General features: G+C 68.8%; 11 protein-coding genes. 4 read left to right on the top strand and 7 right to left on the bottom strand.

The genetic code is table 11. The annotated features are described in order from the left end of the window. Positions 1-96: 96 nt before the first annotated feature. The gene (groL, locus tag G6O54_RS03520; RefSeq protein ID WP_165220187.1) at positions 97-1,725 is read left to right on the top strand and encodes a chaperonin GroEL; all 1,629 of its coding nucleotides are present in this window, start codon (positions 97-99) and stop codon (positions 1,723-1,725) included. Positions 1,726-1,861: 136 nt separating this feature from the next. On the opposite strand, the gene G6O54_RS03525 is transcribed toward groL, so the two are convergent. The 4 genes from G6O54_RS03525 to G6O54_RS03540 form a co-directional block, all read right to left on the bottom strand. After that, positions 1,862-2,272, bottom strand: a complete 411-nt coding sequence (locus tag G6O54_RS03525; RefSeq protein WP_165220189.1) for a response regulator — start codon at positions 2,270-2,272, stop codon at positions 1,862-1,864. Positions 2,273-2,415: 143 nt separating this feature from the next. Then, positions 2,416-5,181, bottom strand: coding sequence for a glycosyl hydrolase (locus G6O54_RS03530; RefSeq protein WP_165220191.1), 2,766 nt, complete (start codon positions 5,179-5,181; stop codon positions 2,416-2,418). A 139-nt stretch (positions 5,182-5,320) separates the two neighbouring features. Next, entirely contained in the window at positions 5,321-7,006 is a 1,686-nt protein-coding gene (locus G6O54_RS03535) for a FecR domain-containing protein (RefSeq protein ID WP_165220193.1), read from the bottom strand. Beyond that, positions 7,003-7,533, bottom strand: coding sequence for a sigma-70 family RNA polymerase sigma factor (locus tag G6O54_RS03540; protein WP_165220195.1), 531 nt, complete (start codon positions 7,531-7,533; stop codon positions 7,003-7,005). The genes G6O54_RS03535 and G6O54_RS03540 overlap by 4 nt, the downstream gene beginning before the upstream one ends. 337 nt (positions 7,534-7,870) lie before the next feature. Here G6O54_RS03540 and G6O54_RS03545 point away from each other — a divergent pair, with 337 nt between their 5' ends. The 3 genes from G6O54_RS03545 (at position 7,871) to G6O54_RS03555 (ending at position 10,766) form a co-directional block, all read left to right on the top strand. After that, positions 7,871-8,950: a DUF1559 family PulG-like putative transporter gene (locus G6O54_RS03545; RefSeq protein WP_165220197.1), complete on the top strand. Its 1,080-nt coding sequence runs from the start codon at positions 7,871-7,873 to the stop codon at positions 8,948-8,950. Positions 8,951-9,048: 98 nt separating this feature from the next. Beyond that, on the top strand, positions 9,049-9,492 hold the full coding sequence (locus tag G6O54_RS03550) for a hypothetical protein (RefSeq protein ID WP_165220199.1): 444 nt from the start codon (positions 9,049-9,051) through the stop codon (positions 9,490-9,492). Between the two features lie 20 nt (positions 9,493-9,512). After that, positions 9,513-10,766, top strand: a complete 1,254-nt coding sequence (locus G6O54_RS03555) for a tetratricopeptide repeat protein (protein ID WP_165220201.1) — start codon at positions 9,513-9,515, stop codon at positions 10,764-10,766. Here the strand turns inward: G6O54_RS03555 and G6O54_RS03560 are convergent. The 3 genes from G6O54_RS03560 to G6O54_RS03570 all read right to left on the bottom strand — a co-directional run bounded on the left by G6O54_RS03560 (position 10,747) and on the right by G6O54_RS03570 (position 18,985). Beyond that, positions 10,747-13,914 (bottom strand): GH116 family glycosyl-hydrolase, encoded by a 3,168-nt coding sequence (locus tag G6O54_RS03560; RefSeq protein ID WP_165220203.1) that lies wholly within the window; start codon positions 13,912-13,914, stop codon positions 10,747-10,749. The genes G6O54_RS03555 and G6O54_RS03560 overlap by 20 nt on opposite strands. A gap of 37 nt (positions 13,915-13,951) precedes the next feature. Then, complete coding sequence (locus G6O54_RS03565) at positions 13,952-15,325, bottom strand: Gfo/Idh/MocA family protein (RefSeq protein WP_165220205.1); 1,374 nt, start codon at positions 15,323-15,325, stop codon at positions 13,952-13,954. A gap of 342 nt (positions 15,326-15,667) precedes the next feature. Continuing rightward, complete coding sequence (locus tag G6O54_RS03570; RefSeq protein ID WP_165220207.1) at positions 15,668-18,985, bottom strand: glycosyltransferase; 3,318 nt, start codon at positions 18,983-18,985, stop codon at positions 15,668-15,670. Between the last annotated feature and the right edge of the window lie 459 nt (positions 18,986-19,444).

The following is a 19,444-nucleotide window of genomic DNA, read 5'->3' on the forward strand; positions in this document are numbered from 1 at the left end:
GTGACCGAGGCCGCACGCCGATCGTTGTCGAAACACGAGATCGAATCCCAAGACGAGTCCCCACGAGAACCGGATCGGTTCGGGAGAGCATCGAAGATGGCAGCGAAGATGATCGCGTTCGATCAGGAAGCGCGTCAGGCCATGCAGCGCGGGATCGCGAAGCTGGCCCGCGCGGTCAAGGTGACGCTCGGCCCCCGCGGCCGCAACGTCATCATCCAGAAGTCGTTCGGCTCGCCGACCGTCACCAAGGACGGGGTCACGGTCGCCAAGGAGATCGAGCTCGACGACAAGTATGAGGACATGGGCGCGAAGATGGTCAAGGAGGTCGCCAGCAAGACCTCCGACGTGGCCGGCGACGGCACGACCACCGCGACCGTGATGGCCGAGGCGATCTACAACGAGGGCCTCAAGGCCGTCGTCGCCGGCGTCAACCCGATGCTCATGAAGCGCGGGATGGACAAGGCCGTGGCCGACATCGTCGAGCAGCTCCACAAGCTGAGCACCAAGGTCACGAACAAGACCGAGACCGAGCAGGTCGCCACCGTCGCCTCCAACTTCGACTCCGAGATCGGCAAGATGATCGCCGAGGCCACGGAGAAGGTCGGCAAGGACGGCGTGATCACGGTCGAGGAGGGGAAGACCCTCAAGACCGAGGTCGAGTGGGTAGAGGGCATGCAGTTCGATCGCGGCTACCTGAGCCCGTATTTCGTCACCAGCCCCGGGACGATGGAGGCGGTCCTCGAGGACGCCTACGTCCTGATCCACGAGAAGAAGATCTCCGTGGTCAAGGACCTGGTCCCGGTGCTCGAGAAGGTCGCCCAGACCGGCAAGCCGCTGCTGATCATCGCCGAGGACATCGAGGGTGAGGCCCTGGCCACCCTGGTCATCAACAAGCTCCGCGGCACCTTCCGCTGCGCCGCGGTCAAGGCCCCCGGCTACGGCGACCGCCGCAAGGCCATGCTCGAGGACATCGCCGTCCTGACCGGCGGCAAGCCGATCTTCGAGGCCCTCGGCATCGAGCTCGAGAACGTCGGCCTCCGCGACCTCGGCCAGGCCAAGAAGGTGATCATCGACAAGGACAACACGACGATCATCGAGGGGAGCGGCTCCCACGACGCGATCAAGGGCCGGATCGAGGCGATCCGCCGCGAGATCAAGGAGACCAAGAGCGACTACGACCGCGAGAAGCTCGAGGAGCGGCTCGCCAAGCTCGCCGGCGGCGTGGCCAAGATCAACGTCGGCGCCGCGACCGAGAGCGAGATGAAGGAGAAGAAGGCTCGCGTCGAGGACGCCCTCCACGCGACTCGCGCGGCGCTCGAGGAGGGCATCCTCCCCGGCGGCGGCGTCGCCCTCCTGCGGGCCTCGTCCACGGTCAAGGCGAGCGGCCTCTCGCACGACGAGGGGATCGGCTACCAGATCATCGTCCGGGCCTGCTCCGCCCCGCTCCATCAGATCTCCGAGAACGCCGGCCAGGACGGCGGCGTGGTCGTCTCCAAGGTCACCGAGGGCAAGGGCAACTTCGGCTACGACGCCCTCAAGGACGAGTACACCGACCTGGTCAAGGCCGGCATCATCGACCCCACCAAGGTCACCCGCTCCGCCCTCCAGCACGCCGCCTCGGTCAGCACCCTGCTGCTGACCTCCGACGCCCTGATCGCCGACCTCCCCAAGGACGACGAGAAGAAGCCCGCCGGCGGCCACGGCGGCTACGACGACATGTATTGAGTTCCGGCGACGTCGGAAAGTCAGGATACGTCATGCGAAAGGGACCGGGTCACCTGACCCGGTCCCTTTCTTTGTCCCCATCGGCCCGTCCACCCCGCGGTCGACGTGGCCTACCGAAGCCGGCTCACGGGCTCACCTACCAATGGAGCAACTCCGTGATGACCGCAAAATCCAGGGGCTTGACGAAATAGTGGTCGAATGCCGGCTTGCTATCGTCACGCCGGTCATTCGAGTTGTAGGCGGTGATGAGGACCAGCAGCAGGTCCTCGCCGAATTGCTCGCGGAGCCGCGCCGCCACCTCGTGGCCGTTGAGGCCCGGCAGGCCGACGTCGATCAGGGCCGCCTCGGGAAGGAAGCGACTCGCAACCTTCAGTGCATCCAGCCCGTCGAACGACGTCTGGACCTGATGCCCTTCGAGTTCCAGCAACCACGACGTGCTGAGGGCGATGTCGCGGTTATCGTCCACGACGAGGACCCGCCGCCCCCGCGAGGCCCGAGGATCCGGCTCCTTCCCACCGGCATCGAGTTGAGCTCGAATTCCGTCCATCGCCACTCGGAGCACTCCCGTCTCGTCCCGGGACCCTATCCTCGGCCCCCGAATCCCGACGGATTCCTGATATGCATCCCCGATACCGGCGCGCGGCGATTCCACGGACACCTATCCGAAAAAGACTCCGGCGATGACCGTCATCATCGGACCTCGCCACGAAGCGGAGGCTCAACCTCGAACTCGATGGCCTCGCCCTCGGCCCCCTTGTAGCCGCCCCAGCCGACGCTCACGGCCCCGATCCGGGACAGGTCGAGGATCCCGTCGCCGTCCTTCGCCCCCTCGAATCGCTGGAACCGGCTCACGGGGATGATGCTCCGGATCCGCCCCGGGGTGGCGAGCGAGCGGCCGGCACTCGCCAGGAAATCGCCGCCGTCCGCCTCGTGCAGGAAGACGAGCAGCTCCGTGGCCGCCGCCTGGCCGGGTGGGACCGTGACGTCCAGGACCAGGCAATCCGTCGGCGACAACGATCTCGGCCCGTCGAACCGGAACTGGACGAAGAGGTGGACGTCCACGCCCCCCTTCGTCAACCGGCCTCGAGCTGCATACCGCGAGGGGCCGCCGGCCGCCGAGGCGCCCATCGGCCTCAGGTCCGCCCGGACGAATTCCCCGTGCCCGACGGTCGGCTCGCCGGGGTTGAGCGGCGTCAGGGTGAGGCTCGGCAACGTCCCGGACGTCATCGGCTTCCGCGCCCCGGGCAAGGTCGCGGAGGTTCGCAGCAGGGTCGCACCGTAGGATTCGAGGGAGATCGGGATGCGGCTTCCATCAGTCGCGGCCCGGATCTTGCCGTCGGCCGGATCCCAGGTCGTGATGCCCCCGGCGGAGGCCGGCAGGGACAGCTCGCCGGCCCACGGCCGAGGAGAGTCGTTGATGAGGAAATACCAATCCTGGCTGTCGCCGCGCCGGTGCGTCAGCCGCAGGTTGGCGGCATCGCCGGCCACGACCAGGTCGGACTCGACGACGCCCCGCAGGGCCACGGGCAGCAGGAACTCGGTCCCCGCCGGCAGGTGGATGCCCCCTCCACCCCGGGCATTCGCGTTGGCCGTCGGCCCGGGCGCAGCCTCGCCGAAGACCTCGCGGGCGATGGCCTGGACGCGGGCCGACGGGAATTCGGCCTCCGAGTTCTCCGGCAGGCCGCCCAGGGCGATCAGGACGCCCCCCTCGCGGGCGAATCGCGACAGGTTCTCCCAGGCCGCGAGCGGCAACGTGTCGGCCCCCGGCAGGACGACGACCCGCCAGGCCTGGTCCCGGTGCCGGAGGGTCCCGTCCACGACCTTGGCCTCGATCAGGGCCCGCGAGTCCGCCACGAGGAACTCGCGGCGCGACTGGAAAAGGAGCTCCATCGCGTTCCGGAAGAGCGCGTCGACGGAATTCGCCGCGGCACAGTCGCGGGTCCACTCGCGAGAGGGTGTGAACCGCACCCAGGTGCTCTCGATCGGATAGACGACGGCGACGTCGGCGGCCGGGTGCGTGCCGCGGAGCACCGCGGCGACGCGGCCGAGCCAATCATTGAGGCGCCGCACGGCGTCGTCGGGAAGGCCCTCGAAGCTGTAGTAGCTGGTGATGCAGTTGACGCCCCCCGCGAGGAGTCGATTGAGCGTGCCCCGGATCTCCGACTCGCTGACGGGTCTCACCGGGCGGGCGTCCCCGGCGGGTCGATAGCGCTGGGAGTGGTCCGAGGTCTCGCTCATCACCAGGGTGTTGCCTTCCAGCTCCGCCGCGCTCGCCGCCAGCCGGGCGACGAACCAGGGGACCTCGGGAGGCAGGCTCGTCAGGCAATCGATCCCCGGGGCGTCCAGCTTCCGGGCACACCGGAGGAAGTCGCCATAGAGCGGGACATGCGCCGCCAGGCTCTCCTCCATCAGCAGATGGCCGCCCGAGAGGAGCGAATGCGACCGGCACCAGTCGCGGATCTGGCCGAAGTACCCGTCGGAGACGAGCTCCGCGACCGTCAGCCAGTAGTCGTGACGGGCCTTCGCCGCGGACGGCCCGGAATCCGACGCGAGCGAGGGCAGGATCGACTCCAGCGGATAGCCGCGACGCGATCGGAACACCTCGGGGAGCCGCGGCGACCACGGCAGGACGGCATACGGCATGGGCCGCATGAACACGCTCATCAACGAGGGCTCATCGGTGAAGGTCGCGATGAACAGGCGACCCAGGTCCTTCCCCAGCCGACCGGCATACCGGGCGTGCGTGACATCGAGGAAGTATCGCGTCACCTCCGGCGCCAGGAGGTCGACGTAGGGCCGCTTCTCCCAGACGTTGGAGTCGGCGTGCGTCCCCTCGTAAAGGCGTGACTCCGTGATCAGGAGCACACGCCAGGGCCCGCCGGTCGCCGGCGGCTGCCATTCGAGACGGCCGGAGCGGGCCCGATCCGCCAGGTCGACCTTACCGCCCAGGTCGATCGCCCCATGACGCAGCGGGAATGCCGCCGCGAGCACGAGCCGGCCCGGGGGCAACGACACGGCGAGGGGTCGATCCGTCGCATCGGCGCCCGCGACGAGCAGCCCGCTCGCCTGCCATTCGGGGTGGTCGCGGAGCACGATCCCCCCCGCGTTGCCGGACGGGTAGCCGCGCTCGTCGTAGAGCCATTGAGCGAAGCCGCGCCGGCCGGCCTCGCGGACGGCCCTTTCGAAGGATCCCCAGTGCGACGGACTCTCCAGGTAGCCGTCGAACGACACGTTGCTCACGACGCCGCCGAACCCCTGGGCCTGAAGCCGGCCCATCAGCTCATCCTGTCGAGCCGGCTCGTCGGGCCAGCCGTGGACGATCTTGAAGATCCGCGCGTCCGCGGGCGGGCGGGCGAATCGATCCTCGAGCCGCGGGCGGTCCTCGCCGACCGCCGAGGCGACGGACGCGAGGAGTATCGGGATGGACAGGAGGGCAGGGGGGCAGGAACGGATCATGGTCTTGCTCCGTAGCGACGCAAGGCGACGCGGTCGCTGCACGACGAGCGAGGAGGGAGGGAAAGCGCCATCCATCTTCGCAGACGCGGCGGGAGCATTCCAGGCTACGGCTCGCCCGGTCGCCGGACGCGGCCGGCCATCACCGGGGGGGAGAGGCGGAGCCAGCCGCCGCACGATCCTCCATCGGCCGCGTCCAGACGGTGGCCTTCAGCTCCTTGACGGTCAGCGTCCGGGATATCTCGCTCTGCGTGTTGGCCCCGAAGACGCCCACGTGAACGTCGGTCGCCGGATCGAGGAAATCCGGGTGCTTGATCGTGAGGGTATTGGACGAACCGCGGGTGAGGTTCTCAACCAGGAGCGAGTACCGCCCGCCGACGCGCCGCAGGGTCACCCGAAGATCCTGGCCGCGCGTCATGAGCCCGACCTCGTTGAGGTCCTGGTCGATGCCGTCCTTGTTGTTCACGAGGAAGAGGTTGTACCGGTCCTGCTCCTGCCGGCTGATCAGGCCGCCGCGGATGCTCGCCTTGCTGTCCTTGCCGGCATAGAGGCCGAACTGGCCGACCTGGTTGAGGCCCGGGATCTGAGTGAAGGTGGCGCTGACCTCGAAGTCTTCCTTGCCGGAATGGCCCAGGTCGGCGAGCCGGAAGCCCAGGTACTCGCCGGAGGGCATCCCGACCTGCGTGTTCAGGTCGCTCTTGGTGGTGGTGAGGCGCAGCGTGTGGGTGGCCGAGTCGAGTTGGAGGTTGGGATCGCGGGGCGGGAGCTCGGTCCCCGTGCCCGGCAGGCGGTCGGTCAGGCCGACTCCCTCGCCGGCCCGGTCGGCGAGCGAGCCCGGCAACGGCTTCGAGAAATCGAGGCTGACGGACCGGGGGACCACCACCGACGCGGGGATGATGGTGCGGATGAAGCGAAGGGCCTCCGCGGTCGCGGCCGATGTCGGCGTCGCTCGCGACCCGTCGAGCCGCGCGGCCTGATCGTCGTGGAGCGTGAGGGTGTTACTCGGCCACTCCGCGGCGTCGAGCGGGGACGCCTCGACGGCCCCCTTGAAGACGCGGACCGTGGTCGCGCCGTCCTCCTCGACGGCCAGGCCGAATTCGGTTCCCAGGTCGATGACCCGGCCGCCCGGGGAGAAAATCGTGAACCCCCTGGCGGGCTCGGGGACGCGGGCCGTGAGGGCGCCCCGGACCAGCCGGGCGGAGCTGCCCCCCAGGAGCACGATCTCGGCCGGGCCCTGGAGGAGGACCCGGGCCCCCTGTTCGAACTCGATCTCGGCGAGGCCGGATCGCAGCCGGAGCGTCTTTCCGGACCTCATGTCGCGGCCCGGCATCTCGGCCTCGGCCCCGGACCAGACGCAATCCTGGGCGTTGCGGAGCCAGGCCACGTTGCCGTCGGGCAGGAGGGCCGACTTCCGGCCCGTGGCCGCCGCGCCGCCGGCCGGCTCGCGCCCGCCCCGCAGGAGCAGGACCGCCGTCCCGCCCAGCAGGACGAGGGCCGCGGCGATCCCCGCCCTCACGAGCGTCCGGCTCCAACGTGTCCCCTCCCCGGCCGGACCGTCGCCGCGGGCCGACTCCGTCCGGGCATCGGGAAACGCCCGTCCCGCCAGGACGCTCTCGAGCACCTCGTCGGTGGCCCGCCGCGAGCGGACGGCGAAGGCGAGCTCGGTGTGCTCGTGGAAGGTCCTCACGAACTCGATGCGGGCCGCCTGGCTCTCCCGCAGGAGCGCCTCGAGCTCCCGGAGCTCCTCGTCCTCGATGAGGCCGTCGCAGTAGACGGCGATGAGGTCCTGGAGCCGCGACGATCCGTCTGCGGTTGCGTCGTCACTCATGCGAGACCTTCCCGGGAGAGGCTTCGCCGCACGCACTCCTGGATCGCTTGCCGGAGCCGCTTCAGCGAGTTGTGGATGCTCTGCGACGACCGCCCCCACGACTGCGCGACCTCGGCGACCCGCATCGATCGCCGGTAGCAGGCGTCGAGCAGGTCCTGATCGCGGCGCCGGAGCTTGTTGATGCACTCGTTCATCGTCTCGAGCCGCCGCTCCACGTCCCCCAGGTCGATCTCACCGTGCGCCTCGGCCAGCATCAGGTTGAGCTCGTCGCTGAAGTAGAGCTTCGATCGGCTCCGGGAGCGGAGGAAGTTGGAGACCTCGAAGCGGGCGATCCCGAACGCCCAGGCCACGAAGCTCCGCGAAGGGTCGTACTGGTCGATCTTCTTCCAGAGCGCCAGGCACGTCTGCTGGTAGAGGTCGTCGGCGTCATCCATGTCGCGGACGAGCGAATAGATGAAACCGAAGAGCTGCACCTGATGCCGGAGGAGCCGCTCCGAGAACTCGGCTTCCTTCTCCCCGTTCCCCATCGCTCGCTCCGGGATCTCGGCCCGATCGGCCCGTGAACGCATACCCCGCCTTACGGATTCAGCCGGCCTTCGGCGATTGTCATCCGAAATCCGGGGCGGCCGACCGATTCTCTCATGGATGAATGATCCCGCCAGGCCGTCGCTCCACGCCAGGACGAAATACCCGTCCGTCCGGTTTTTCGGGTGAATCCACGACGAGGCCGGCTGAATCCTTGTGAGAATCGCCGCCCTCCCCGCCGATCAAGCTCTCCCGCTCGTGGCCGCCACCGGTTCATGATGGATCGGTCCCGGCCTGATGACCTCATGTCCTGATCGTTCTCATTCAAGGATCCGCCCCATGGTACGAGACCAACGCCGCGGCTTCACGCTGATCGAGCTCCTGGTGGTGATCGCGATCATCGCCGTCCTGATCGCCCTGCTCCTCCCCGCCGTCCAGTCCGCCCGCGAGGCCGCTCGCCGGGCTCAGTGCGTGAACAACCTCAAGCAGATCGGCCTGGCGATCCACAACTACCACAGCTCCACCAACGCCGTCCCCTGGGGCGACGGCCCGTGGTGGAACGAGTGGTCGGCCCACACCCTGCTGCTCCCCTACATCGAGCAGGGTCCGTTGTACAACGCGATCAATTTCGGGGACGGCTATCCCACCTTCACCCCCGACTGGGTGGCCGGGGCACCCTACAATACGACTGTGACTTACGCGAAAGTCGCCGCATTCCTCTGCCCTTCTGACGACGATCGTCTCACGGGTGCCTTCGGCCACAATAATTACATGGCCAATTCCGGCTCAGCGCCGAACTCGTGTTACGGTGGAAATGCCGGCACCCCCGCCTGGAACGGACCGTCCGCGGGACCGTTCATCTTCTCTTCCGATCCTTACCATCTCGGCGGGGGTACCTATGGCGGAAGCTCCATTTCTATGGCGTCGATCACCGACGGTCTGAGCAACACAGCCGCCTTTAGCGAGCGGGTCAAGGCCATCGGATCGAACATCAGCGAGGCGAGCGCCCCGTTCGACGGGTCCAAGCCGTCTGCATCGCTGGCCGTGCCGACCGCCGTAGACAACAGCCTGGAGGGCAGCCCGCAGGCCTTCTATCAGGTCTGCTTCCAGACGCCGCCGAAGCCGGGCCCCTCCAACAATGACATGGCCGTCGGCAACGACGACAATATCTCCGGATCGCTCTGGGCGATGGGCATCCCCGCCGCCTCACGCTACGTCCACGTCATGCCCCCCAACACCTGGAGCTGTCGAAATGGCCTCCAGATCGCCCATGTCGCCAGCAGTCGTCACCCCGGCATCGTGAACGTGCTCTTCTGCGACGGCTCGGTCAAGGCCATCAAGTCCTCGATCGACAAGTCGACCTGGTGGGGGCTCGGTTCGCGCGCCGGCGGCGAGGTGATCTCCGCGGATGCCTATTGAGTCGAGCTCCACGTGGGATTCTCGCCCGATCCGCCTCGCCCTCCGAGGCGGATCGGGTTGGCCCCGTTTCCGGCCCGCAGATTAGAAAGAGGCTGACGATGAGGAGATCGAAGGGGCATCTCGCCCTCGCCGCCATTCTCGCCCTGCCGGCGCTGATTCTGCCCGGCTGCGGCGACGGCAAGCCATCCACCGATACCTCGCTCACCGAGGCGACCGTCTCCGGCGTCGTCACCGTGAAGGGGACGCCGGCCACCGGCGGGGAGATCCACTTCAACCCGAGCAATTACGCCCGGATCGTGCCCGCCCGGACGGCCCCGATCGGGCCCGACGGCAAGTACACGGTCAAGACCTACACGGGCGACAACGTCGTCACGTTCGGCGGCGAGGTCGCCACCAAGAACCGCGGCGTCGGGCTCATGAAGGAGGGCACCGTCGTCCAGTCCGGCGACAACGAGATCAACTTCGACCTCATGGGGGCCGGCGCCAAGAACGTCACCTATGACCTCTCGAAGATGGCCAAGACGAAGAAGAAGGGGCACTGAAGTCCCGTAGGAGCGCCAGGATGCCCCTCGCAGACAGGGAATCTCCGCCGCGGCCCCGCCTCGTCCCGGTCGTCGCACTCGCCCTGCTTCCCATCCTCGGCGTGGCTCTGACTGGCTACCGGCTCCTCCGCCCGGCTCCGGATCCCGACAGGCTCTGGGCCCAGTCCGAGCGCGCCTTCCTCTCCGGCCATCATGCCGAAGCTCGCAAGGGGCTCGATCGGCTCCGGCATCTCCGCCAGCCCACGCCCCGCGACCTGATGCTCGAGGCCCAGCTCGCGCTCGCCGAGGATCATCCCCGGGCCGGCCGCGACGCGCTCGCCCGGATCGCCGACGATCAACCGCTCGCCGCCCAGGCCCGGTTGCTCGAAGGCCGGCTCTCTCGCCAGGAGAAGCGGCTCAGGGACGCCGAGGCCAGCTTCCTGCACGCCCTTCGCATCGATCCGCGTCAGGTCGAGGCCCGCAAGGAACTGGTGTACATCTACGGCATCCAGCTCCGCCGCAACGAGGTCGACGCCCAGTTCCGAGCCCTGGCCGCCCTCACACCGTTGACCCACCATGACCTCTTCGCCTGGGCCCTCACCCACTACACGACCTGGCGTCCCGAGATCGCCGACGAGCTCCAGGGCTACATCGACGCCGATCCCTCCGACCGCGCCAGCCGGCTGGCCCTTTGCGAGTACCTCATCGACCAGCCCGGCCGAGAGGGCCAGGTCGAGAAGGCCGTCCAGGGCCTGCCGGCCGACGATCCGGATGCGCTCGCGGTCCGGATCGCGCTGGCGCTCAACAAGGGAGACCTGGACCGGGCTCTGGCCCTGCTCGTCAACGCCCCCGAGGATCACCCGCGGATCGCCCGGATGCGCGGTCAGCTCGCCATGAAACGGCGGGACGTGGACACGGCTATCCGCTGCTTCACCACCGCGCTGACCGCCGAGCCCTACGACCGCATCTCGCCCATGGAGCTGGCCCAGGCGTGTCGCCTGAAAGCCGACGAGGCCGCCGCGACGCGATACCTCGACCGGGTCCGGCGGCTCAATGACGTCTTCGGCCTGGTGATGAAGATCCGATCGCCGGAGCAGGTGAGCCGCCCCGCCGACCTCCTTCCCGTCGCCAGGGCCTGCGAGGCCGCCGGCCTGACCGATGAGGCACGCGGCTGGTACTCGCTGGTCATCGCCGCCAGCCCCCTCGATTCCGAGGCCCAGCAGGCGCTGGCACGCCTGCCACGGCCCGCCCCCGTCTCCGGCTCCGCCGCACCTCTCACGTCAGGGTCACGTTGAGCACGCCACCCGCCTCGATCATTCGCCGTGCGGGCAGGATCACCCGGACGGCCGAGGCCTCGGGCTCCCACCGGGTGGTCACACCATCAACGGGCACGCCGTTCACGTCAACGCTGACCCTCGCGGGGGCCTGCTTGCGGCCCGGGACGAGCTTCAGCTCCTCGAGCCCGAGCCGGCCCCAGCGGACGCGGATCGACGCCGTGAAGCCATCTCCGGCGACTCGCTGCGAATAGGTGCCCCAGCCCTCGGCCCCGGTGAACGCCGCGCGAAAGTCGCCGGGCGTCAGGCGCGGTGCGAAGGCGAGGGATCCCTTCGGCCCGTGGTACTCGAAGCCGCAGGCCGCCAGGTAGACGCCGTAGCTCGCCATCGACCGCGCGTAGTGGTCGCCGCACTCGACCTCGTTCCACGGGTTCCGCCGCGAGGCGTCGTAGCGGTCGTGGATCGCCCGGGCGATCGCCAGCCCCTCCTCCACCATGCCCTCCCAGATCATGTGGCCGGCGGCCTGGTACTCGAATCCGTTCATACATTCATTGAAATACATCGTCGACCAGCCGCCGGTCGGGTCGTCGATCCCCGGCCGGTTGCCGTTAGGGAAGGTGACCATCAGGAGGCCGGCCTCCCCGGGCATCGCGTACCAGCGGCCCGGCTTGTTGACCGCGCGATACGGCCCGACGTCGGGCGTGAAGTTGTACGTCCAGAGCGACCGCAGCGCCCGCCGGACGCGGTCGGCGTCGAGGATCCGCCCCAGGCCCACCTGGAACGCCCAGTGCTGGCCGAAGACCTGGTCGATCTCGCAGCCGTCGTACGAGCCCACGGCCTTCGCGTGCGCGGGGTCGGCGCGCTGGATGAAGTAGCCGTACCGCTCATTCCACGTCGTAGCCACGAGGTTGCCGGCCCCCCGCTCGCGGAGCGCCCGACAGCGGGCCGCGAAGCGATCGTCGCCGAGCTCCCCGGCCATCGCCTCGCCCGCGGCCAGGGCCGCGATGTAGAGCGAGCTCAACCAGGGCACCAGGCCGAACCACTGGGCGTCCAGGGTATTGTGCTGGGCCCCCTCGAGCAGGCCGTCGGCGTTGCGGTCCTCCGCCATCAGGTACTCGAGCGACGTCTTCACCCGCGGCCAGAGCCGCTTCAGGAACGCGGAATCCGCCGACATCTGATGCTCGCGGTACGTCCGCAGGATGTTCCCCGCCTGACCGTCCACCGCCGGGCCGACCGGCTCCTCGGCACGGTGGCTGATCGCGCCAGTCTTCGGGTCGAAGCCGATCCCGTCCGCGTAGTCCACGCATTCGCGGAGGATCCGTTCGAGCTCGGGAAAGAGCCGGGCGACGGCCTGCGCGTAGTGCCAGACGTGGGTGCACGTCCCCGCGCAGCAGCCAACGCCCTCCCAGCCGTAGAAGCGACCGTCGCGGAAGCGGTGGCTCGTCGAGGTGGCCAGGATCGACGTGTTGGCGAACGTCCGGTCGAGGAACCAGTAGGGGAGCGTCGAATCGTACCAGGTGTCATGCCAAAGCGTCGTCTCCGCCACGAGCCGCGTCAGGTCCTTCTGGAGGAACCGCGCGACGTCGAGGGCCGAGGCGAATCGCGTGGCGTAATGCCGCCCGAGATCGGCCGGCAGGCGAGTGCCCGGCAGCGACAGGTTGGGGAAGTGCCAGGTGATCGCGAACCGCACGCGGGCCTCCTCGCCCGGGGCGAGTTTCCACGATCGGGCGACGGCCCCGACGAGCTTGCGGCCGATGGGGGCGGACGCGGGAGGCGGGCCGGCGAACAGGGCGTCGCTGGCGGGGCCGGCCGTGATCGCGGGCATCGCCCGGTCCTCGGGCAGTGCCTCGAGGAGCACCAGGCACATGGTGCCGAAATCCGGCCGCTTCGCGAGCGGGGCCCTCGGCACCCTCGGCACGTCGGACAGCTCAATCTGGTCGATGTCGATGTGGCCCCAGCCGCCGGAGTGCTCGTCCACGATCTCGAGCACGGCCTGCTTGCCGGCCAGGACGCGGACGTCCCAGGTCGTCCAGGCCATGGCGTCCGTGTCCCGGCCCGTCGCCGTCCGGACGACCTTGCCGCCGACCTTCAGGTTGATGCAGGTCTCTCCCGGGTGGTTGCCGCCGCCGATCAGGAAGTTGACGTGATCGCGGTCGATCGGGAAGGGGGGCGAGACGAGTCTCCCCTTCGGACCGTCGTCCTTGACCCAGGTGTTCACGAGCCCCTTGCCGAGGAACCCCGAGAGATGCTGCTCGGCCGTCGGCGCCCCCGTGCTCGGCGCCGAGCCGAGTGCAGGGCCCGTGGCCTTCCACGAACCGTAGGTGCCGCCCTCGAAATCGGCCAGGATGATCGCCGGCCGCGCTTCTCGACGGATCGGCTCGGCCGCGGGCTCCGCCTCGCAGACGAGCGCGAGGAGCCCGTCCTCGCGGACGATCCGATTCCGCCTCCGCCCGTCCGGGGCCTCTCCCGTCTCGAGCGCGACGGCATTCTCGAGCCAACCGCCGATCTCGACCTCGATGCCGGTCGGGGACGTGTTCGCGACGGTGAACTCGAGGACCGTCGCCGGCAAGCTCGAATCCGCCGTGTTCAGGGGGATGAACGGCGAGAAGGCCCGCAGCGAGGCCCGGACCGGCGCCTTCTCGTCGCGGTACTCGACGAGGCCGATCGGGTACTCGCCCCGGAATTTCACGTCGCCGAATCCCTCGCCATCGAGCGTACGCGTCTCGGTCCCGGCCTGCGTCGTGACCCGGATCGCGAACCCCTGATCGAGCGGCGATCGCGCGGGCATCGGATGCTCGTAATGCTCCGAGCCCGTCGTGAAGACGTGGTTGAAGATATCCCAGTGCCAGAGCCGGCCGTCCCCGCCCAGGTAGAGCTGCCCCGCGCAGAGGCCACCGACGGGCATCCCGATCCGGGCGAGGTCGTCCCCCTTGTAGACCTGCGGTTCGCCCCGCGTGAACAGCGACTTCACCCACTCCGGGGAGAGCTTCTTGTCCCGGGGGATGAGCTTGGCGAAGTCATCGGCCTCGAACGGGCCGGCCATCGCGCGTGCCACGTTCGCGGCCCCCGTCCCGACGGCCGCGAGCCCCCCCAGGCCGACGACCTGGAGGAACTCGCGGCGGCTGCCGCAGCATCCCGGCCCCGTGCATGCGCCATCGTCTGTTCCCATCTTGCTATCCTCCCATTCTCGGGGCACGAGCCCGGCGTCAGGTAAACTTGTACTGTCCCGGGACGGCGACCGGCGGGAACGGCTCGGGCCCGAATCGGTACTCGGCCGGCCCCAGCCTGGTCCGGGAGCGGAGGGCTTCCTCCCAGGTGATCGCCCGGCCGCTGTAGGCCGCCTCGCGGCCGAGGATGCCGGTGAGCGTGGACTCCGCGATGGCCCTGGCCTCGTTGATGGGCTTGCCGGCGAGGATGCTGGCGATCAGGTCCTGGTGCTCCTGGTCGTACGGGTTGGGCGACGGCCCGCGATACCGCCAGCGGCCCGACCTGTCCTTGGTCTCGATCCGGTCCGAGCAGTTGCTCGTCCCCTTGGTGCCGACGACCGACTCGCCGACGAGGTTGTCGCAGTTGCTGATCTGGCGGCACTGGCTGAAGACCGTGACGCCGCCGGGGTACTCGAACTCGACGGCGAAGTGGTCATAAATGTGCCCCTGCCGCTCCCCCTGACGCGCCTGCCGGCCGCCGAGCGCGGAGACCGCCTTCACCGGATGCGCCCCGATGGCCCAGTTCATCACGTCGAGGTTGTGCACGTGCTGCTCGACGATGTGATCGCCGGACAGCCAGGTGAAGTAATTCCAGTTCCTGACCTGCCACTCCAGGTCCGACATCGACGACTCCCTGTCGACGACCCAGATCTGGCCGCCGTTCCAGTACGCCTTGGCGTAGACGATGTCGCCGATGGCGCCGTCGCGGATCCGCTTGATCGTCTCGATGTAGCTCTTCTGATGCCGCCGCTGGGTGCCGGCGACGATGCCCAGGTTCTTCTTCGCGGCGAGCTCGCCCGCCTCGATCAGGAGGTGGACGCCGGGGACGTCCACGGCGGCGGGCTTCTCGATGAAGACGTTCTTGCCGGCCTCGACCGCCGCCATCAGGTGCGCGGGGCGGAAGTGCGGCGGCGTGGCCTGGATGACGTAGTTCACCTCGGGGACCTCGAGGAGCTTCTTGTAGCCCTCGAATCCGGTGAAGCAGCGGTCTCGCCCGACGTCGACCCCGACCTTGGCGAGCTCGCCGCGGGCCTTCTCGAGCCGGTCTTCGAAGAGGTCGGCCAGGGCCACGACCTTGACGTGCGACTGCGAGACCTTCGCCCCCTCGGCCGCATCCTCGGTGTGATAGCCGGCCGACGGGTAGATCACCTTCGTGGCCGCCCCCAGCGCGTTGAGCACCGCCCCGGTGCCGCGGCCTCCGCAGCCGATCAACCCGATCCGGATCTCGGTCGTCCGGGCGTCGTCGCCCGATCCGGCGTGGACCATGGGCACGGCCATGGCCGTCGCCGCGGCACCGGCCAGCCCGGCCGTGGTCGTCGTGAGGAAGTCGCGGCGCGAGTGGGCGCCACCGGGATGGGCGCTCGAGGTCTTCATCGATGAGGACTCCGCCATGGAGGCGGGAAGGGGGGGGGAATGAGTCCACGGGCCGAAGGCTCCCGCCGGCCCCGGCTCGTCCCTCAAGATACGACGCCCCGGTCCCCGATGTAAGTCGCCGCCGGAGCGGCGACGCTCCGAACTTCTCGAGCGGCGGACTGCGACTCCGGCGGCGGAACGTCCGTGGTGGCCGCACCGGTGGGATTCGCAAGCCGGTGCGAGCCGGCCGGGGCGATGCGCGACGGCGCGAGCCGGCTCGATCGTGCACCCGGGCCAATCACTCCGGGGACTGACGGCGCAGCTTGCTGACCACAACTTCCTCGCCGCCGGAGGTGACCAGGCTTATGCGACCCGGTTCGCCCGAGCAGTCGTCTCCCGGCGCCGCCGGCCGTCCTCGCACGCCTGCAGATACGCCTTCGAGCAGATCGACACCATCGACGGAATATCGATCCGGGCCGGCAACGGGATGAGACGTGGCCCGGCCCGATGCGAGGATTGGCGCGTCAGGGCGTGATCGAGTGGGGTCTCGTGGAAAACACCCGCCGCCGATCGGATCGCACCCAACAGGATGGATGGGTCAGCGTCTCCGGCCGCACCGTCGAGGTGGCTGAGCCACGGCATGTCCAGGCCTTCCACGATATCAAGGACAAGTCGATCGGCGGTCCTCGACAGCGAATGGATGACGTCGATCTCGTGAATCCGGATGAGCTCCCTCAAGATCCTGCTGCGGCCGGGCTGGCCGGAGAGGCCGACCGAGCCCCGCGGCTCGACCGGGAGCGTCGTGGGCGACCGGCCGAGTGTCCCCTCCAGGAGGACCACGTCGTCGTTCACCAGGTACGCCGTCTCGGGATCGTCATCACGGGGTTGAACGACGCAGAGGAAGACGCGATGGCTCGTCGAGAGAGCGTTGGCGAGCCGGATCGCCACGGACGGCTCGTCCGACTGCCCCAGGTCGTCGGCGACGAGCAGGATCCCCGGCCCGGTTCGGCCGCCCTCCTCGTGGCGCGAGCGAAGGTGTTCGCGGATCCGCCCCAGGGCCGCTTGCGCCCGGGGATTGGCCGTGAAGGCGGGCCGGTCCAGGTTGAACCGCCGGGTCAGCTCATCGTACTCGACGACGGAGCGACCGAGGGTGGAGGCGATCGAATTCAGCGAGACGCGGAATGTCTCCATGATCCGCGCCTTGACGTACAGCGTCTCCTCCACATACGTGTCCTCGCGTACCACCTGGTGCGTATTGGTCGAAGGATGGCGGCGGAACAGGTTCAGGATCTCGGGCGCGTACGAGATCTTCCCGGCTCGCAATTGCATCGCGTAGAAGAGCCAGTCTCCGGCGAACCGCATCGCCTCCAGCTCGTTCGCGAACTCGGGACGGCCCGGAGGGCGGCGAAATACGACGCCGCTGGCGTTCGGGATGGTGTTCTTATGGATCAGCGACCGCTCGACCTCATCGTGGCCGGCCGATGAGAAGGGCGAGAGCCACCGCTCTCGCGAGAGGTCGTCGGTATGCGCCAGGAAATCGGCCGACAGCAACTCGCCGTCGGCACCGATGATCGCCGACTGGGCGTAGGCCAGCGACACATCCGGATCGTAGAACTCGGGGACCAGCCGCTCCAGGAGCCGCGGATCGCAGGCGTCGTCCGCCTCGGCGATCCAGACCAGGTCCCCCGACGCCTCGGCCAGCCCCTTCATCCACTGGCGGAACGTGCTCCCGTTGTTCGTCTCGTTGACGAGGATCTTCATGGGCACGGGCGACTCGCGGGAGAGCCGGCGGGCCACCTCCACGCTGTCATCCGGAGACGCGTTATCTAGGAAAATAATCTCATGCGGTAAGACAGTCTGATTGAAGATGCTTCGAAGTCGCTGCTCGAGGTATCGGGCGTGGCGGAAGTTGGGGACGACGACCGAGACCCTGAGCGGCACGCGGGGATGGTAGCCGAAATCGTCGCGGAGGATGTCGACGAGCTCGCCCATGAAGCGATCCCAGGTGAAGCGATCCCGGATGGTGGCACGCCCTTCCCGGCCCATGGCCGCTCGCCGGGTCGGATCATCCAGGAGCTCCCGGACCGAGTCCGCCATGGCGATGACGTCGAGATAGGGCACGCAGAGGCCGGCATCCTTCAGCACCTCGGGGGCGCCGCCGGAATCCGCGAACGCCACGACCGGCAGGCTGCTTTCCATCGCCTCCAGGTTGACGAACGGGCAGGGATCCTCGCGCGAGGTCAGGGCGAACAGGTCCGCCGCCAGGAAGTACGGGACCGTGTCCTCCCGCGGGCCGGTGAAGACCAACCGCCCCTCGGGAGCTCCCTGGCGGGAGTCGTGAAGCAGCCATTCCTCGGTATAGGTGTGATTGAAGGCCCCGACCCAGACAAACCAGGCCTTCGACGCCGGCGTTCCCGCGCCACCGCCTCTCTGGACCAGGCGGCAGACCTGGGCGAACAGCTCGGCCCCCTTTCGGAAGTCGGCCGTCCCGCATCCCAGGACGATCGGAGCGTCTTCCGGAATGCCCAGCTCTCGTCGCACTTGCGTCCGTATCTGCGAGCGAAATGCATCCAGCCCTTGTGTCCTGGGCTCCAGGCCGTAATGCAGAGTACGCAGGCTGTCTGGGCTGACGTCATAGGTGTCGATCAGGGCATTGCGCACCGCGTCGGCCGGGACCACGATTCGGCGCGATGCCGAGCAGATCTGGTCGGTGATCGCCCGTCCGCCGAGATGAGCAATCCAGACGGGAAGCTCGTGGACCCAGGACAGGACGGGGATCTTCTGCGCCTCGAAGGCCGCATGGAATTCACCGACCGCGGCCGTGTTGCAGATTGCCATCCCGCGACTGGAATAGCCGCGGAATCGGTCCGCGATGGTCCGAGCCATCTGAGGCATGCCATGCCCCGCCACGCCCAGGGCGGCGAGATCCAGCGTGGGCGCGATTCGCGCGAAGGCGTCGGCGAGCTCGCCGCCCTGCTTCAGGACGACCCGGCATTCGACATCCGGCATCTTAGAGAGCTTCTCGGCGAGTTCCAGCAGGCAGAGTGGCGCGCCGGTCCTGGTGGCCTCATGCGAGACCAGCAGCACCTTGAAATGGCCGCCGCTGCGATCGGTCTCCGGGACCGCGTCTCCCAGATATCGCCAGGGCAATTCCAGCAACTCACCGCGCAAGCAGGTCGGGGCCACCCCCACGGGGGTGGCTTCGCCGGCTGGTCCCTCCGGCGAGGGGCGAGCCCCGGTGAGCTTGGCGCGGATCTTCCGGACCGCCTTCCGGACCGCCACTCTCGGCCCGGCGACGATCAAGGTCGTCGCGAAACGCGACAGCAATCTCCAGCAGCGCCCGGACAACCGGCCCTCGCGGAAGATTCGCCGGCGGATGGCACCCGCTTTCTGGACGAGGAGCCAGCCGAGGCTGCCCTCATGCGCCCCGGCGTGTTCGACCAGGGAGCGGGAACCCGGCGTCAGGGCCGCGAGCCGTTGCTCCATCGACGCCGCTTCGGCGCGAAGGGCTTGCTCCTGGAGCCGCAGCGACCGATACGCGGCCCGAAGTCGGGAATTCTCGGCCCGGAGGCGTCGAGCCTGCTGCCACGGGTCGCCGTCCCGCCCCGCCGGCTTGGGGCTCCCAGTTGACTCCACGAGGGTTCCGATCTTCCGGCCCGGCTCCGCCGGATCATGCGGCATCGGTGCTCTCCCGCCCTCAAGGCTCTCGGCATCGTCCGCGATCGAGTCCATCGAACCGCCGCGCTCCGACGCGGGTCTCGGCAATCCCTCGCGCTCAGGTCCATCCCCTTGCCCCGACTCCTTCGTCGCGCCCCACTCGCCTCTGTCCCAATCCATGTTCGACAAGCTCCCTAGGTCCTTTGGGGGCAAGAGTCTCCGCAAACTGGGGCCGTTGATGCCATCTTGGGGGATCGTAGACGTGTGCGGATTCGTCGTCGATCGGCCGAGAGGAGCGTTCGCAGGATGGGGTCGGCTCGGCCTTGGGCGGGAATATGACACGGGAGATTGGGGCAGTCAATCCCGAGTGCACGACCCGACTTCGCCTGTGGTTCCTCCACTCCGCAGGCCACCGGCCCCCTTGGCGTCCGCCGATCGCGAAAGGCCACCGGGCGCGAGTCCTCTGCACGCATGGACCAGGCC

Source organism: Aquisphaera insulae, assembly GCF_011064615.1.
Classification (GTDB): Bacteria; Planctomycetota; Planctomycetia; order Isosphaerales; family Isosphaeraceae; genus Aquisphaera; species Aquisphaera insulae.

Coding starts and splice junctions, on each gene's coding strand:
- groL (WP_165220187.1), top strand. CDS start 97: ATGGCAGCGAAGATGATCGCGTTCGATCAGGAAGCGCGTCAGGCCATG.
- G6O54_RS03525 (WP_165220189.1), bottom strand. CDS start 2,272: ATGGACGGAATTCGAGCTCAACTCGATGCCGGTGGGAAGGAGCCGGAT.
- G6O54_RS03530 (WP_165220191.1), bottom strand. CDS start 5,181: ATGATCCGTTCCTGCCCCCCTGCCCTCCTGTCCATCCCGATACTCCTC.
- G6O54_RS03535 (WP_165220193.1), bottom strand. CDS start 7,006: ATGAGTGACGACGCAACCGCAGACGGATCGTCGCGGCTCCAGGACCTC.
- G6O54_RS03540 (WP_165220195.1), bottom strand. CDS start 7,533: ATGGGGAACGGGGAGAAGGAAGCCGAGTTCTCGGAGCGGCTCCTCCGG.
- G6O54_RS03545 (WP_165220197.1), top strand. CDS start 7,871: ATGGTACGAGACCAACGCCGCGGCTTCACGCTGATCGAGCTCCTGGTG.
- G6O54_RS03550 (WP_165220199.1), top strand. CDS start 9,049: ATGAGGAGATCGAAGGGGCATCTCGCCCTCGCCGCCATTCTCGCCCTG.
- G6O54_RS03555 (WP_165220201.1), top strand. CDS start 9,513: ATGCCCCTCGCAGACAGGGAATCTCCGCCGCGGCCCCGCCTCGTCCCG.
- G6O54_RS03560 (WP_165220203.1), bottom strand. CDS start 13,914: ATGGGAACAGACGATGGCGCATGCACGGGGCCGGGATGCTGCGGCAGC.
- G6O54_RS03565 (WP_165220205.1), bottom strand. CDS start 15,325: ATGAAGACCTCGAGCGCCCATCCCGGTGGCGCCCACTCGCGCCGCGAC.
- G6O54_RS03570 (WP_165220207.1), bottom strand. CDS start 18,985: ATGCCGCATGATCCGGCGGAGCCGGGCCGGAAGATCGGAACCCTCGTG.